This window comes from Holdemania massiliensis, from assembly GCF_022440805.1.
Classification (GTDB): domain Bacteria; phylum Bacillota_I; class Bacilli_A; order Erysipelotrichales; family Erysipelotrichaceae; genus Holdemania; species Holdemania massiliensis_A.
The window spans coordinates 872,587-888,585 of sequence record NZ_JAKNTK010000001.1; the positions used below are offsets into that span (position 1 = coordinate 872,587).

Below are 15,999 nucleotides of genomic sequence, written 5' to 3' on the forward strand. Positions count from 1 at the left end.
GAAAATCTTAGGTGCTTTTTTTAAAAATGATCTGTGATAGAGTTCAGGCAGACAGGAGGTAAGAGAATGAAAGTTTTATTATTTTGCGGTGGTGGATGCTCTTCCGGCTTTGTGGCTTCAGCGATGCGGAAATACGCAAAGAAAAACCGGATAGCGATGGATGTCATTGCACGGGGAGAAGGCGAGGTCATGTCCTTGATCCAGGATGTGGATGCCTTGTTAGTAAGTCCGCACTTTGCGCATGCCTTAGAGGATGCAGCCCTGCGAAAAGCGGTTGAAGAACACGGCGTGGTTTTTATGGCCATTGATTCCAAAGATTATGCCATGATGGATGGCGAAAGCGTCTGTAAAAAATTATTAGTGAAGATGGAGGAAAAACATCATGTTTAGTCTTATCGAAAAGAAACTGGTTCCGTTTTCAAAGAAAATTGAAAAGAATGCCTGGATACAAGGCGTACAGGGAACATTTATGCTCATCATGCCCCTGCTTTTAACAGGCAGTGTAGGGGCTTTGTTTGGTATGATGCACATGGTTATCCCAGCTGTTCCCGATCTATCCATTTTAAATACGTTTACGATGGGATTGTTTGGTCTTTTGGCTTCTGCCGTTATGGTCTATAAAGTGATGGAGAAAAAAGGATATAACAGCAAAAAGTTGATGGCGGGCGTCTTGGCTTTAGCGGTATATATTGTTCTTGTCAATCCGGAAATGACAGCCGAAGGAGCCCTCTTTGACTATTCACGCTTTGGAGCTTCGGGCTTGATCAATTCGATCCTGATTATGGTTTGGATCGTAAATATTTATTCTGTTATTATCAAAACAGGAATAACGGAGAATAAAACATCACTTCCGGATTTCCTTTATGATTGGGGAATTAATCTGTTGGTGGGATTTATTGCGATCGTACCGGCAATCTTAATTACCAATGTGTTTCACATTGACTTCTTTGAGATGATGAGCGAAGTCTTTGCCCCGTTGTATGCTTTGGGCAGCGGTCCTTTCGGCGGTATTGTTTTGTCTTTCTCTTATGTGCTGCTTTACGCTTTTGGCATCTCGCCGTGGTGTATTGCGCCGATTATGTATTCCATCTGGTACAATGCTTATGATATGAATCTGATGGCTGTGGCGGCCGGGCAGGTTCCAACGGCCTTGTATACCTTGGAAATGTTCTGTTTCAATGCCATTGGGGGAACCGGCTGTACATTGGCTTTGCCGATCCTGGCTTCGACTATTGCAAAATCAAAGAAACTGAAAGCGATTGGGCGCGTGACGCTGATTCCCTCTTTGTTCAATATCAATGAACCTGTTATCTATGGCTTTCCGGTAGCGATGAACGTTATTTTAATGATTCCGATGTTTATCGCACAGTTCTTAGTAGATTGTACTTATTTCCTGCTTGTAGGTCTGCGGATTTTTGCCAATCCTGTTAGTCAGAATGCGGTGTTGTCGCGTGTTCTTCCGGCCTGCATCGGTGCTTTCACACTCAACGGCAATTTCATGGATGTCGTTCTTTGGCTGATTCTGTTTGCGATTACTGTAGCAGTATGGTATCCATTCTTTAAAATGTATGATCGACAGTGTTTAGAGGAAGAAAATAATGAATGAGGAAGGCTATGAAAAATAAATATACAGACAGAAAAAATGAAATGATTCATGTTTCCATGCAGATGATTTCCTATTGCGGTGAAGCCGATCAGCGAATCCACGAAGCTTTAAAGAGAGCCGATCAGGAAGATTTTGCTGGAATCGACGAATTATTGAAGACGGCTAAAGAATATCTGAATCAGGCACACATGGCTCAATCTCACATTATCCAGACAAGCATTGATCAAGACGAAGAAGTTACTTTACTGTTGTTCAATCATGCCCAGGATATCTATATGACAAAAAACACCGAATTAATCAACGCAGAACATCTTGTGAATATCTATAAAAAGATTTGGGCATTAAAGGAGGGACGATGACTTGAGTTTTCCAGAAAATTTTTTATGGGGCGGCGCTACCTCAGCCTTTCAATGCGAAGGCGGCTGGAAAGCGCAGGGAAAAGGTGTAGCTATTTGTGATATAGCGGTAGCCGGAAGTAAAGATAAAATACGATATAACACCTATATTGATGCATGTGGAAATAAAGTAAAAGGGATGATGCTGGGGAATAATCCAGAGGGATGCCAGCCCTATATTTTTGAGGATGAGATATATCCTTCACATGAAGCCGTCGATTTCTATCATCACTATGCAGAAGATATTGCATTGTTTGCTGAAATGGGATTCAAAGCATTTCGTTTGTCGATCAACTGGCCGCGGATCTATCCCAAGGGTGATGAAGCAGAACCCAATCCCGAAGGAATTCAGTTTTATAAAAGGGTATTCCAGGAATGTCATAAGTATGGAATAGAACCGATTGTTACGATTACGCATGATGACGATCCTGCTTTTATAGCAGCCAATTATGGAGGATGGTTTAATCGGGACTGCATTGACTTCTACGATAAATACTGCAGTACGCTGTTTGAGAACTTTAAAGAAGATGTCAAGTACTGGCTGACATTTAATCAAATTAACGAGATGATGCTTCTTGCCGATTCCTTTGGGTTAGCTGTGGGCAGAGAAGAACTTCAGCTCTATAAAGAACAATTGTTTCAGCAGATCCATCACAAACTGGTGGCCTCTGCAAAAGTGGTGAAGATTGCGCATCAAAAGTATCCGCAGTTTAAAATGGGTTGCATGATTGCCTGCGGTCCCAGTGTTTATCCAGATACTTGTCATCCTAAGGATATTTTGGCGGCGATGGAAAAGATTCAGGAAAACTTTTATTGTTCTGACGTGATGATTCGCGGCGCTTATCCTAGCTATGCCGAAAGAATCTGGAAAAAGGCAGGCGTAGAAGTGAACATCACAGAAGAAGATAAGGCGATACTCCGTGAAGGAACGGTAGATCTTTATACCTTTTCTTATTATTATACCAATAACATCAGCGCCCAAAAGGAGGCGGAGGGGAAGGCTGACTTCCAGGTTGGAGTTCATAATCCATACCTCACCTACAGTGATTGGGGCTGGGCTCTGGATCCTGATGGACTGCGATACTGCCTGAATTTAATTTATGATCGTTATCAAATTCCAATTATGGTCGTGGAAAATGGTCTGGGAGCACTTGATCAAGTAGAATCTGATGGTTCTGTTCACGATGATTATCGTATCGAATATCTCAAAGCTCATATTCAGGCGATGAAAGAAGCCATTAATCTGGATGGGGTTGAGCTGATCGGATATACCGTTTGGAGTGCCCTTGATATCGTCAGCGGTGGAACTGGGGAAATGGCAAAACGCTATGGTTTCATTTATGTCGATAAAAATGATGATGGCAGTGGGTCATTGAAAAGAAGCAGAAAAGATTCTTTTTATTGGTATAAGCGAGTCATAAAAACCAATGGGGAAGTCTTGTAAACTGAGAGCAGAAGTAAAAGAGGAGCAGAAAAAGGACAGAATTCCAATTTCTGCTTTTTCTGTCTTTGAATTTTCAAACTAAAATGTCCGTGATTCTGATCGTTATTCACACTGCGCTTTAGGGACATAAAATTGTTGAAGCAATCTAGCATTTCATGAAATCAGTAAGCAGCAAAATAAGCATAACCTAGCTAGAAAGCTGGTGATGACAGATACGATTTTTGTTTGCGGAGAAAAAATCTTACCCGAAAATAAAATTTTTATAATTTTTTGCGGGGCTTTTTCCATTTTTCCGCAATATTATAAGTGGGAGGTGACAAGATGCGATGCCCGCGATGCTTTAACGAAGATCCAAGCTGGTTTTATCTTGGCAGCAAAGGATGGTACTGCCGCCGCTGCATCGGCTTTTCCCGGATGCTGGTGTGCGAAGCGGCTGGCTGCGGCGTTTCCGGATTTATCGGTCATTCCGGTCTGCCAGGGCTATACGCAAAAGACTGAAGCGGATCTGATCGTCTGCACCACGCATCAGCTGTACCGCTATCCTCGGCGGTTTGATCTGTTGGTGCTGGATGAACCCGATGCCTTTCCCTACAAGGGCGATCCGGTGCTGCATGGGATTGCCCGCGTCAGCTGCCGCGGCCAAATCATCTATACTACAGCGACACCGGATGCTGAGCTGCAGGCTCGGATCCAGGCTGGAACGTTGGCGCAGCTTAAGCTCAGCCGCCGTCCGCATGGTTATGATCTGCCCGTGCCGCACGTTGTGATCGGACCTGGGATCTGGCTTCTGATTCAGCTGTACCGCTGGCTGAAAAGCAAGCAGAAAGCCGGCAAACAAGCCCTGATTTTTGTGCCGACGATTCGAACGTGCTATCGTCTGAAAGCCTTGTTTTCGCTGTGTTTTGCCTGTGAGGCGCTGACCAGCAAATCCGAGGATCAGGATGAAACGCTGCGGAAGCTGCGGGCCAAGGAACTGCCGTTCTGTTTTGCAACGACGGTGCTGGAAAGAGGGGTGACGATCAGCGGCGTCGATGTGTGCGTCATGCTGGCGGATCACAGTGTTTTTGATGAAGCCTCATTAATTCAAATGATCGGACGGGTTGGACGCAGTTTTGTATGTCCGCAAGGAGATGGATTGTTTTTATGCCGGCAGCGCAGCGAGGCCGTTGAGCGCTGTGTGAAACGGCTGAGGGAAGCCAATGCCGCTGGCTGAGCGGTGTCTGTGGTGCGGCGGTCCGCTGGCAAGCGGCCGCACGATCAGCGAATTGATGTTTGTTGAAGACGAATTGTGCGGAAAATGCCGCAGTCTGCTGACGCCGATTTCGTCTCACGTCATCCTTGAAGATCTGGTAGTTCAGGGCTTATATGTCTATGACGAGGCCTTTATGAAAATGCTTGTGCAGTATAAGGAATGCATGGATGAAGCGCTGCAGGCGATTTTCTTAAAACCGTGGCAGGACTCGCTGCGCCGGCGTTATCGCCGCGCCACGCTGATCCCGATGCCCTCCTCCCGAACCAAACGGGAGAAACGTGGTTTTGACACGATCCCGCAGCTGTTTTCCGGTTTGCGGCTGCCGATTGTTCCTCTATTGGAAAAAACAGACGACTTTGAGCAGCAGGGCAATGCTAAGCAGCGTCAAAGAGCCGCAGACCATATCCGCTTGATTCCAGGGGTTTCTATTCCTTCGGGCCCGCTGGTTCTGATCGACGATGTGCTCACGACCGGCAGCACGCTTAGGGCGGCGCAGGTGCTGCTGCCCCAGACCCGCGAAGCTCTGGTTCTGGCTGTAAATCAACGTTTTCTGCCGTCGGATTCTTCCCGCGCTTTCCCATCCTTTTTCAAAAAAGCTCGAAATAAGGCGAAGGAAAAGATTTGAGTTTGCGGTCATTCCTCTCTATACTCAAAGTAGACGGGAAAGGAGGAATTCCGGCTGCAGGAGGCAACAAAAGTCCGCAGCATCACTTTTGGATTCTTCGCTATCAGCACACAAAGGGATGAGGCGGCACGATGAACTTCAGGGAAAAGGAACGAAGTTCAGTTTTGATCCGAACGGCAAAACAGCGTGATTCAGCGCTGCAGAGAAAATGAAGAAAGGGTTAGGTTTAGAGGCAGATGCAAGGTAAAGTAAAGATGTTCAATAAGGAAAAGGGCTATGGCTTTATTAAGCTTAACGATGGCCGCGATGTCTTTTTCCATTATTCCCAGCTGGTCATGGACGGCTTCAAGACGATCGAAGAAAACGCCGAGGTGGAATTCGATCTGATCGAGGGCGACCGGGGATACCAGGCCCACAACGTCAAAAAACTGTAAAACAGCGATCAAAGGCCGGGTTTGACGGCCTTTTTCTTTGTGTTTTTCGCTCAATTACGATACAATAGGAACGATGGAGGGACCATAATGGCAACTTTTTTGGATAAACTTTTTAATTACGATAAAAAACGACTGAAAGAAGTCGAGAAACGCGCTCATGAAGTCGATGCGCTGGCATCTCAGATGGCAGGTCTGAGCGATGCGGAACTGAAAGCCAAAACCCCGCAGTTTCAGGAGCGGTTAAAGAACGGTGAGACTCTGGATGACTTACTTCCGGAAGCCTTCGCGGTTGTCCGCGAGGCGGCCAAGCGAGTGATTGGCGAATATCCGTATCTTGTTCAGCTGATGGGCGGCATTGTTCTGCATGGCGGCGATATCGCGGAAATGAAAACCGGTGAAGGTAAAACGCTGACCTCGGTTTTGCCGGTCTATCTGAACGCCTTGGATGGCCGCGGCGTGCATGTCGTCACGGTCAATGAATACCTGGCAGGCCGTGACGCCGAATGGATGGGACAGATTCACCGCTTCTTAGGCTTAACGGTCGGCTTAAATCTGCGTCAGCTGACCCCCGCTCAGAAACGGGCGGCTTACAACTGCGATATCACCTATACGACCAATGCGGAAGTCGGTTTTGATTATCTGCGTGACAACATGGTGACGCGCGTTGAGGATCGCGTTCTGCGTCCGCTGAATTTTGCGCTGGTCGATGAAGTCGACTCGATCTTGGTCGATGAATCGCGGACGCCGCTGATTATTTCCGGCGGCCAGAAACAGACGGCTAACCTGTATATTCAGGCAGATCGTTTTGTGAAATCACTGAAAATTGACGAAGACTATGAGATCGACGTCAAAAGCAAGACCGTACAGCTGACCGATTCCGGCGTCACCAAAGCGGAAAAAGCGTTCCGGGTAAAAAACCTGTACGAGCTTGATCATACGCAGCTGGTGCACCATATTTCCCAGGCCTTAAAGGCCAACTACATCATGATGAAGGATGTGGAATATGTCGTGGATAACGATGAGATCGTCATCGTTGACCAGTTCACCGGCCGTTTGATGAAGGGCCGTGCTTATTCCGATGGTCTGCATCAGGCGATTGAAGCCAAGGAAGGCGTATCCATTAAACAGGAAACGACAACGCTGGCCACGATCACCTATCAGAATTTCTTCCGCCTATACAACAAGCTGGCCGGCATGACCGGTACGGCAAAGACGGAAGAAGAGGAATTCTTAAGCATTTACAACATGCGCGTCATGGAAATCCCGACCAATCGGCCGGTTGCCCGTATCGACTATCCGGATGCGATCTTCGGCACCAAGAAGGCTAAATTTGAAGCTTTGGTCAATGAGGTCAAAGAATGTCATGAAAAAGGTCAGCCTGTTCTGGTTGGCACGATCGCCGTGGAAACCAGTGAATTCATTGCGAAGATGTTAAAAGAACGCAAGATTCCACATGAAGTCCTGAATGCGAAAAACCATGCCAGAGAAGCGGAAATCATCAAAAAGGCAGGTCAGAAGGGTTCGGTAACGATTGCGACCAACATGGCCGGCCGTGGTACCGATATCAAGCTGGGCGAAGGGGTCCGGGAACTTGGCGGTCTGGCGGTCATCGGTTCAGAACGGCATGAATCCCGCCGTATTGATAACCAGCTGCGCGGTCGTTCCGGCCGTCAGGGAGATCCGGGCTATTCCCGTTTCTATGTCTCGGTTCAGGATGATCTGATGGTGCGGTTCGGTTCGGAGAAGATGGAAAGCCTGTTCTCTCAGCTCGGCGATGTTCCGATTGAATCCAAGGTCGTGACCAAGTCGATCGGCAGCGCGCAGAAGCGCGTGGAAGGCGTGAACTTCGACGTGCGTAAAACCTTGCTGGAATATGATGATGTTCTGCGGCAGCAGCGTGAAATCATCTATGAACAGCGCAACTTCATTCTTGATCACGACGATGTCCATAGCATCGTGAAGGATATGTTTGACCGCGTTGTCAGCAATCTGGTCGCAGCCCATACGGAACACGATGGGAAGGAAGAACATGTCAATACCGCGGAACTGCTGGAATCGTTAGGCAAGATGGGCTTCCATGAAAGTCTGACGGAATCCGATCTGGAAGGCAAGAGTATTCCGGAGATCAGCGAGCTGTGCTGCAAAGCGGCTTGGGATGTCTATGAAGGCAAGATTGAGCCGATCAAGGTGCATGTCCTGCCGATTGAAAAGACGATGGTGTTAAAAGTTATCGACCGCAACTGGGTGGATCATATTGATACCATGAGTAAGCTGCGCGACGGTATTCATCTGCGTTCATATGCCCAGTCCAACCCGCTGCAGGCGTATGTTTCCGAAGGCTATCAGCTGTTTGAAGACATGATGGCGCGAATTGCGCAGGAAGTTGTCACTTTCTGCCTGAATGTAAGAATTGTAATAGAGGAGCGTAAGAAATAACGATGGAACTTTATGAGATTCGACAAGGCCTAACCGCTTCGGTAACGAAGTTAAAGCAGTTAGGCGACTCTCTTTGACTTAGCTGCAAAGCAAAAACAAATTGAAGAACTGGAAGCCAAGATGAACGAGGAGCATTTCTGGGGCGATCCCAAAGCAGCCCAGAATGTCATTCGCCAATGCAACGGCATGAAAGAGTTGGAAGCTAAATATCATCAGATGGAACAGGCTTTAGCCTCACTGCAGGAAACCGTAGATGAGCTGAACCAGAATTTTGATGAGGAACTGAAAGAGCTGTTGGATATGGAATATCAGGATACGCTCAGTCAGTTTGAAGAGTTTGAAGTCATGGTGCTGCTTTCGCATCCTTATGACAAAAACAATGCGATTCTGGAGCTGCATCCGGGAGCCGGGGGAACGGAAAGTCAGGACTGGGCAAGCATGCTTTATCGGATGTACTGCCGCTGGGCTGAACGGAAGGGCTATAAGGTTACCTTGCTGGACTACCAGGAAGGCGAAGAAGCCGGAATTAAATCGGCGAGCATTCTGATCGAGGGTGATATGGCCTACGGTTATCTGAAAGCGGAAAAGGGCGTGCACCGGCTGGTGCGGATTTCTCCGTTTGATTCCTCCGGCCGTCGGCACACCTCGTTTGCTTCCCTGGATGTGATGCCGCAGTTCGCGGATGAAATTGAAATTACGATTGATGAAAAAGACCTGGACGTCGTAACGATGCGGGCCAGCGGAGCCGGCGGACAGCATATCAACAAGACCGACAGCGCTGTGCGCATGACGCACAAGCCGACCGGCATTGTGGTATCCTGCCAGACTGAGCGCAGTCAGATTCAGAACCGGGAACGCTGCATGAACATGCTGAAATCCAAGCTGTATCAGCGGATGATCGAAGAACAAGAAGCCAAGCTGGCAGCGATCCGCGGCGAACAGAAAAACATTGAATGGGGATCGCAGATCCGTTCCTATGTCTTCTGTCCTTATACCATGGTCAAGGATCATCGTACCGGCTATGAAATGGGCAGTGTTCAGAATGTCATGGACGGCGATCTGGACGGCTTTATCTTCAGCTATCTCAAAAGTCAGATTCAGTAATTTAAAAAGGTGTTTCAAAGCGAAGCACCTTTTTGATTGGATGCACTTGAAATCAGCGGAAAGAAAGACAAAAAGTCATTTAGGTTGGATGCCATAATTTTATTTTCTTTGGCATCCAGATTCTTTCAGAGATAAACTTAACATTTTTGTGTTTAAAATATAACCTAACCTATTCGCCCAATTGTAAACATTTCAAGCAAATTTATTTTCTTAAATTAACAACGGAACGAGCGAATGTTATAATCAAATTAACAAAGTGGAGGAAAAGCTTTATGAAGTTAGGATGGAAAATTGTCAGTTTTTTGTTAGTCATAACCTTGATTTCTGGTTGTTCTGCGCAGACAACTCCGACAGCTCCAGGGGAATCGGCCGTGATCGCGGGAAAATTAAGTGATGGAACAACCTATGAAGCCAATGTGAAGTTAATCCGCTATTTGAATCAGGAACAGCTTCAGGAACTGTATGAATATGGCCTGACGATTGAAGAACAGGCAGTCGGAGCGGTCCAGATTGAAGCTGAGCTGAACAGACTGGAAGGTAGGGATACTTTAGATTTGGCAGAAGTTTGGGAAGCTTCATTTCAGAAGGCGGCAGAAGAGGCAGAAGCAGAACACGAATCTTTGCGGATCTATCCGGGGGGCTGGCTGAACAGTATAAAACCATTAAGCGTGAATGAAAGCGGACAGGGATGGGTGCTGATCTCACAGGAAACGGAACCAACTTTAATGAATCTGTTTTATTCAGATAAAAATGAGGCAGAGAAACAGATTGTAATGGAAATTCCAGAACCTCAATCCGAGGTCTTGAAAGAAGACGGTGAGTTAAAGGTTGGGGAACCCTTCATGGCAGGCGATGTCGAACTCATCGTAGAAGAAATCAAGACCAGTTCGAGTGTGATGCTGTATCGGTGGGATGCTGGTTATCAAATGAATGAGGGTGAACAGGCGATTGGCCTGCGTGTAAAAATAAATAATCAGGAAAATTATGATTTGTCTATACTTGCTTTCAGTGCGGTTTATGAAACAGATGCGGAGAAGTTAGGACGGGAAGTGGTAGCGGCAGAAAGGGCAGAAGGATTTGAGGTTCTTTCGGAAATTGCACCGCAGACGGAAGAGATCATGAGGTTTATGATTAAAGTGGATACCAACACTCAGTCAACAGGCCGTTTAAAACTTGCGGTTAATGGTTATTGTTTCGGAATGGATTATACCCTGGGAGAAGAGCTGGATCGTTATCCCGTATATCAGGAAGGCGATGTGATCGAAACACCGCAGGATCGCCTGTCGATCAAAAAAATCAGCACGGTATTTCAACTGAATCCTCCATCAACTACTGGTAATTATACTTATCTGAAAGCTGATCCGGATATGAAGTTGTATTCGATTGAAGGAACTTATGAAAATCTGGGCTCCGATTCTGTGCAAGTCGAGCAGCGCTTGGGAATTCTATGGCAGGAAAGAGCTGAGACGGAGTACGGGTGGGTTCTGATTCCCTCTGGAAATGATTTTGATACTACTAAAACTTGTGAATCTCAACAACAGTGCGACGTCGATCTCATTATTATGCTGAATGAAGAGCAGCTTCAGCATTTAGATAAGATCCGGATTGGCGTTGGAGATCTTGTAGTTAAAGGGCAATAAAGAAAAAACAATTAGGGAATGAATCGGAGTATTTAAGCAAAATCTGAGTGAACTGCTTTTGTTTGAAGCCGATTGCAAAAAGGAGAATAGGGATGAAATTGCTGAAACTATCAATTTGGAGTATGATGCTGCTTCTTCTGTTTTCCGGATGCGGCGGAAATTCTACGATGAATAATCAGCTTGAGCCATTTTCTGATGTTCGTTATTTTGAAAAAGCTAAAAACCGCCGTATTTATCAACCTATGGAATACGTGCTTGAAGATATCAGTACCTACACGTTTAACGAAGGCACAATTCTGGTTGGTGCAGAAGAGCTTCAGAAGCAGATCCTGGAGAATGGAAAAAATCCGGGATTGGGGATCCGATCACTGCATAAGCAGGGAATTACTGGAAAAGGCGTGCGTGTTGCGATCCTAGATCAACCGCTTTTTCTGGACCATCCGGAATATTCAGATACCATAGCAGCGTATTATGATACAGGCTGCGGTCCGCAAGCCATGAGTTCAATGCATGGTCCGGCAGTACTCAGCATTCTTGCCGGCAAAAACATTGGTGTCGCTCCTGATGCTCAGGTATTTTATGCCGCAGTGCCCAGTTGGAATCAGGACAGCGGATATTATGCCAAGGGATTGCAATGGATTATGGATATGAATAAAATGCTTCCGGCCGAGGATAAAATTCGCGTTGTTTCCGTTTCCGCAGCTCCTTCCGGGAAAGGATCAGATTTTTCATTAAATACAGAATTGTGGGAAGAAACCGTGCATTCCGCCCAGGCAGAAGGAATTCTTGTTCTGGATTGCGATCCTGATTCATTGATTAGTGCAGCGGTTTGTGATCCAAACCACCCCGAAGAAGCGGCTTGGTGCTCCGGCGGTTTTCTATCCCATTCCCAACCACTTGCACCAGGTTTTGTTGGGGTTCCGGCTGCCCGTCGGACTGTGGCTGAAGAGTATATTGAAGGTTCCTTCAGTTATGCCTACATGGGTAATGGAGGACTCAGTCTGGGAATTCCGTATGCTGTCGGAATTCTGGCCTTGGGCTGGCAGGTCAATCCCGTATTAAGCGGAGAAGAAATGCTTCGACTGCTTTCAGATACCGCAGAAGTAGGAAAAGATGGCAGTCGGATTGCCAACCCGGCAAGCTTTATTACGGCAGTGGAAAAAACAAAAAAGTAAGATTATTTTGTGTAACCGGTTGCATTCTAAAATCTGCTGTGATATCATGAAAATAGTTTTAGGGATGGTCATTGTGGATACAAGCTTAACCCGTTTGAAAAACATTTGTTTTTTGAGCGGGTTTTTTGTTTGCAGAGGAGGAATAGGACATGAATCTTGGGATTATGGGGTCGGGCAATATTGTGTCAGCCATGATTACAATGTTTCAAGCAACAAACCGCTATCATTGTCCAGCATTGTACTGCCGCAGCGTCAGTGCTGAAAGAGGAAAGGCAATTGTGCAGAAAAATCATATCGATACTCTCTGTACTGATCCGGATGAATTTTTAAGGGATGATCGTTTTGATACCGTCTATGTTGCTGTTGCGAATCAATATCATTATGAATATGTAAAAAAATGTCTTTTGGCCAATAAACATGTCCTGTGTGAAAAGCCGTTTACCACATCATTCACAGAGGCCATAGAATTAATCGAGTTGGCTAGAAAGCAAGGGTTGATGATGGCTGAAATATCCAGAAGCGTGATGACAAGCAACTTTGGAAAAATAAAAGCCCAGTTATCGGAAATTGGGGAAGTTAGACTGGTTTCCACTAATTTATCGCATTATTCACGACAGTATGACGCTTATCTAAAAGGTCAGATTTCGCCGGTTTTTGATGCTCAATTTGGCGGAGCACTGAGAGATTTCGGTATTTATACACTGCACTTTCTCATTGGCCTGTTTGGCGAGCCGCAGACACTGCAGTATCACGCTCTGTCAGGATTTAACGGAGTAGATTTGAGCGGAGTATTGCTGCTGAAATATCCACAGTTCACAGCCGTCAATACTCTGTCAAAATGTTCTAACGGACAGCCTTATTGTCTTATACAAGGGGAGAAGGGTTATCTTTACTGCAACAGCGCGCCGATGTATTGTGAAAAGGCGCAACTGGTTCTTAATCAGAAAAAACCGACGGAGGTCTGCGGCACAGCTGATTACAATGATGAATTATGCAGACTCGCAGACTTGTTTGAAAACAGAGAAATAAAGCTGCTTGAGCAGGCTATGCAGGAAACACTAATTTGTATAAAACTGATAGAAAGGGGAAAAAAATGAAAATTCATCGGATCTTAACCAACAATGCCGCTGTTGTTATCAATGAAAATGGCAATGATCAAATTGTCTGTGGAAAAGGTATCGCTTATAAAAAGAAATGCGGTGAAGAGATTGATCCCACATTAGTCACACAGATGTTTGTGATGATGCCGGACAGTAAGCTGTTCAGCCAATTAGAACAGCTGTTAACCGATATCCCTTTAGATTATGTGATTTTAAGCCATGAAATTGTCAAGATGGCACGGGTCAGTATGGGACTCAAATTAAGCGACAGCTTGATCATTTCTCTAGCTGATCATATCTACGGAACAATGCGTCGTTATCGAGAAGGTTTCAGCATTTCTAATGGTTTGATGTGGGAAATTCAGCGTTTCTATGAGAAAGAATATGAAATCGGTCTACTTGCAAAAGAAATGATTGAAAAGAAATTTCAAATTGAGCTTCCTTTGGATGAAGCGGCTTATATTGCTATGCATATCGTCAATGCTGAAACCAAAGATTCAACCTTGGATGAAACAATGAGAATCACGAAACTGATTCAGGATATCATCAAGATCATCCGAATGTTCTTCAAAGTGGAACTTGATGAGAGTTCGGGTTATTATTACCGCTTTATTACTCATTTAAAATACTTTGCTAGAAGAATTCTAAGGAATGAGGAAGTCGGTGAGCAGGATAACAGTGAACTTTCCAAGCTCATTTTTGAGAAATATAAAAGTGCTTATGCTTGTTCAGAGAAAATCGAACAATTTCTCTTAGATAAATTTGATTATCGGATTTCAGATGAGGAGAAGATGTATCTTACAATCCATATTCATTCCGCAGTTACAAAAAGCGCTATTCAAAGAAAGGAGGGACATTCAGAACGCTGAGCGGAAATTGAGATATACTTGGAAAAGGAAGGATGGTTACATTAAGTTGGCTTTACCTCATTTTTCAAACCTGAAAAAATTTGAAAAGGAGGAAAATTTAGATGGGAAAGTATACGAATTTAGCTTCTGATATTTTGAAAAATGTTGGAGGAAAAGAAAATGTACAGGATTTAAGACACTGCGTTACCCGCCTGCGTTTTACTTTAGCAGATGAGTCGTTAGCCAAGGACGAAGTTTTAAAAAACATGGAAGGGGTCATCACCGTTGTCAAAGCAGCCGGGCAGTACATGGTAGTAATCGGTGAACATGTTACTGAAGTTTATGATGAAGTCTGTACTCAACTTGGAAATCGTGAAACCAAGGCTGTGAAGAAAACAGAGAAGGAAAAAAAATCGCTGATTGATCTGTTTTTGGGTGTAATTATGGCTGGAATGGGACCGACGTTAAACCTATTATGCGCTTGTGGTATCATCAAAGGTTTGTTGGTTCTTGCAGGATTTGTTGGAATTTCAGCAGATTCTGGTATTTATCAACTCATGAACGCTGCAGGGGATTGTATCTTCTATTCTTTACCTTTAGTTTTAGGTTTTAATGTTGCGAAAAAGTTTGATATTGATCCTTATTTTGGGTTGCTTTTTGGGGCGGCTTTAACCTATCCGACAATCCAGGGAACAGATTTAAGCTTCTTTGGCATTATTGTCAATGCCACCTATACTTCAAGTTTCTTACCAGTAATGTTCGGTTTAGTGCTTGCCATTCCTGTATATAAATTTCTGGATAAACATATTCATCGATTGTTAAAAGGTTTTCTGACACCGATGCTGACCTTAATCATCTGTTTCCCGATTACTTTTGTCATCATTGGTCCAATCGCAAATCTTGCTGGTGTGGGTTTAAATTATATCTTAAGCTTTGTTTTTGAATTTTCGCCAATCTTGGGAGGCATGATCATTGGCGGTCTCTGGCAAATTCTGGTCATGTTTGGAATGCATGGCATCATCAGTATGTTTGCTTTCTATGATTTGATAGCAGGCAATCCAAGTGCAATGCTGGCGATGACAACGGGAGCTACTTATGCCGTCTGCGGTACTTTATTGGCAATTGTCTTAAAAAGTCGGTCAGAAAAAACACGTTCACAAAGTGCCAGTGCATTGGTTTCAGCCATTTTGGGAGTCACAGAACCCGCAATGTACGGCATTATCATTCCACGTAAAATATTATTGGTAATGACCTGTGTCGGCGGTGCTGCCGGTGGTCTGATCTGCGGCTTAATGGGGATTAAAATGTATGCTTATACGGGGATGGGCCTGCTTGGTTTATTAGGCTTTTTGAATCCTGCGGCTCCCAATGTCTTTATCTTGCCCCTGATTGTCGCTGTTCCGTTCGCCGTTGCCTTTGCTTTATCCTTGTTGACCTACAAAACAGAAGAAGATCCGTTTCCTTCAGAAGAAAAGCCGGCGGATAATAAAAAAATCATGATTGTTTCGCCGGTTGACGGGCAAATTCAGGCCCTGACGGATTCGAGTGACGAAGTCTTCGCAGCGGAAACGTTAGGGAAAGGCTGTCTGATTTTTCCTGATGATAATCGAGTCTACGCTCCGATCAGCGGAACGATTACGACTCTGTTTCCAACTAAACATGCAATTGGCATTACCAGTGAAGAAGGGGTAGAAGTCTTAATTCATATCGGCATCAATACTGTAAACTTAAGAGGTCAGGGCTTTCAAACACAAATCAGCCAGGGCGATGTTGTCAAGAAAGGGCAGCTTTTATTAGAATTTGATCGAGCTGTGATTGAAGCTGCGGGCTTTTCATGCGAAATTCCAGTAATTATTACCAACAGCAATCAATATTTAGACATCGTGTTAGTGGGACATGAAAACCATGCCCATGGTGATGACATGCTGGCGATTCTATAA

General features: G+C 45.1%; 14 protein-coding genes. All 14 read left to right on the forward strand.

The window, feature by feature from the left end; genetic code table 11:
* The first annotated feature begins 66 nt into the window (after positions 1 to 66).
* The 14 genes from MCG46_RS03945 (at position 67) to MCG46_RS04010 (ending at position 15,999) form a co-directional block, all read left to right on the forward strand.
* Entirely contained in the window at positions 67 to 390 is a 324-nt protein-coding gene (locus tag MCG46_RS03945; protein WP_240277862.1) for a PTS sugar transporter subunit IIB, read from the forward strand.
* The gene (locus MCG46_RS03950; protein WP_240277863.1) at positions 383 to 1,606 is read left to right on the forward strand and encodes a PTS transporter subunit EIIC; all 1,224 of its coding nucleotides are present in this window, start codon (positions 383 to 385) and stop codon (positions 1,604 to 1,606) included. Before MCG46_RS03945 ends, MCG46_RS03950 begins: the two co-directional genes overlap by 8 nt.
* Before the next feature lie 8 nt (positions 1,607 to 1,614).
* Entirely contained in the window at positions 1,615 to 1,965 is a 351-nt protein-coding gene (locus tag MCG46_RS03955; RefSeq protein WP_240277864.1) for a PTS lactose/cellobiose transporter subunit IIA, read from the forward strand.
* Position 1,966: 1 nt separating this feature from the next.
* The gene (locus tag MCG46_RS03960) at positions 1,967 to 3,445 is read left to right on the forward strand and encodes a family 1 glycosylhydrolase (RefSeq protein ID WP_240277865.1); all 1,479 of its coding nucleotides are present in this window, start codon (positions 1,967 to 1,969) and stop codon (positions 3,443 to 3,445) included.
* 313 nt (positions 3,446 to 3,758) lie between these two features.
* On the forward strand, positions 3,759 to 4,658 hold the full coding sequence (locus MCG46_RS03965) for a helicase-related protein (RefSeq protein ID WP_240277866.1): 900 nt from the start codon (positions 3,759 to 3,761) through the stop codon (positions 4,656 to 4,658).
* Positions 4,645 to 5,322, forward strand: coding sequence for a ComF family protein (locus tag MCG46_RS03970; protein WP_240277867.1), 678 nt, complete (start codon positions 4,645 to 4,647; stop codon positions 5,320 to 5,322). Before MCG46_RS03965 ends, MCG46_RS03970 begins: the two co-directional genes overlap by 14 nt.
* A gap of 236 nt (positions 5,323 to 5,558) precedes the next feature.
* Positions 5,559 to 5,756, forward strand: a complete 198-nt coding sequence (locus tag MCG46_RS03975; RefSeq protein WP_020224870.1) for a cold-shock protein — start codon at positions 5,559 to 5,561, stop codon at positions 5,754 to 5,756.
* 87 nt (positions 5,757 to 5,843) lie between these two features.
* Positions 5,844 to 8,192: a preprotein translocase subunit SecA gene (gene secA / locus MCG46_RS03980; protein WP_240277871.1), complete on the forward strand. Its 2,349-nt coding sequence runs from the start codon at positions 5,844 to 5,846 to the stop codon at positions 8,190 to 8,192.
* A 2-nt stretch (positions 8,193 to 8,194) separates the two neighbouring features.
* A protein-coding gene (gene prfB / locus MCG46_RS03985) for a peptide chain release factor 2 (RefSeq protein WP_240277873.1) occupies positions 8,195 to 9,296 on the forward strand; the annotation gives its coding sequence in 2 pieces (ribosomal slippage) (positions 8,195 to 8,266 and positions 8,268 to 9,296; 1,101 coding nt in all).
* 272 nt (positions 9,297 to 9,568) lie between these two features.
* Positions 9,569 to 10,936 (forward strand): hypothetical protein, encoded by a 1,368-nt coding sequence (locus MCG46_RS03990; protein WP_240277877.1) that lies wholly within the window; start codon positions 9,569 to 9,571, stop codon positions 10,934 to 10,936.
* Positions 10,937 to 11,028: 92 nt separating this feature from the next.
* A complete protein-coding gene (locus MCG46_RS03995) occupies positions 11,029 to 12,111 on the forward strand; it encodes a S8/S53 family peptidase (protein WP_240277878.1) in 1,083 nt (360 codons plus the stop codon).
* Positions 12,112 to 12,260: 149 nt separating this feature from the next.
* A complete protein-coding gene (locus tag MCG46_RS04000; RefSeq protein ID WP_240277884.1) occupies positions 12,261 to 13,208 on the forward strand; it encodes a Gfo/Idh/MocA family protein in 948 nt (315 codons plus the stop codon).
* Positions 13,205 to 14,080, forward strand: a complete 876-nt coding sequence (gene licT, locus MCG46_RS04005; RefSeq protein WP_240277886.1) for a BglG family transcription antiterminator LicT — start codon at positions 13,205 to 13,207, stop codon at positions 14,078 to 14,080. The genes MCG46_RS04000 and licT overlap by 4 nt, the downstream gene beginning before the upstream one ends.
* A gap of 101 nt (positions 14,081 to 14,181) precedes the next feature.
* On the forward strand, positions 14,182 to 15,999 hold the full coding sequence (locus tag MCG46_RS04010) for a glucose PTS transporter subunit IIA (protein ID WP_240277888.1): 1,818 nt from the start codon (positions 14,182 to 14,184) through the stop codon (positions 15,997 to 15,999).

Coding starts and splice junctions, on each gene's coding strand:
- licT (WP_240277886.1), top strand. CDS start 13,205: ATGAAAATTCATCGGATCTTAACCAACAATGCCGCTGTTGTTATCAAT.
- MCG46_RS03990 (WP_240277877.1), top strand. CDS start 9,569: ATGAAGTTAGGATGGAAAATTGTCAGTTTTTTGTTAGTCATAACCTTG.
- MCG46_RS03995 (WP_240277878.1), top strand. CDS start 11,029: ATGAAATTGCTGAAACTATCAATTTGGAGTATGATGCTGCTTCTTCTG.
- MCG46_RS03970 (WP_240277867.1), top strand. CDS start 4,645: ATGCCGCTGGCTGAGCGGTGTCTGTGGTGCGGCGGTCCGCTGGCAAGC.
- MCG46_RS03975 (WP_020224870.1), top strand. CDS start 5,559: ATGCAAGGTAAAGTAAAGATGTTCAATAAGGAAAAGGGCTATGGCTTT.
- MCG46_RS04000 (WP_240277884.1), top strand. CDS start 12,261: ATGAATCTTGGGATTATGGGGTCGGGCAATATTGTGTCAGCCATGATT.
- MCG46_RS03955 (WP_240277864.1), top strand. CDS start 1,615: ATGAAAAATAAATATACAGACAGAAAAAATGAAATGATTCATGTTTCC.
- MCG46_RS04010 (WP_240277888.1), top strand. CDS start 14,182: ATGGGAAAGTATACGAATTTAGCTTCTGATATTTTGAAAAATGTTGGA.
- MCG46_RS03945 (WP_240277862.1), top strand. CDS start 67: ATGAAAGTTTTATTATTTTGCGGTGGTGGATGCTCTTCCGGCTTTGTG.
- MCG46_RS03950 (WP_240277863.1), top strand. CDS start 383: ATGTTTAGTCTTATCGAAAAGAAACTGGTTCCGTTTTCAAAGAAAATT.
- secA (WP_240277871.1), top strand. CDS start 5,844: ATGGCAACTTTTTTGGATAAACTTTTTAATTACGATAAAAAACGACTG.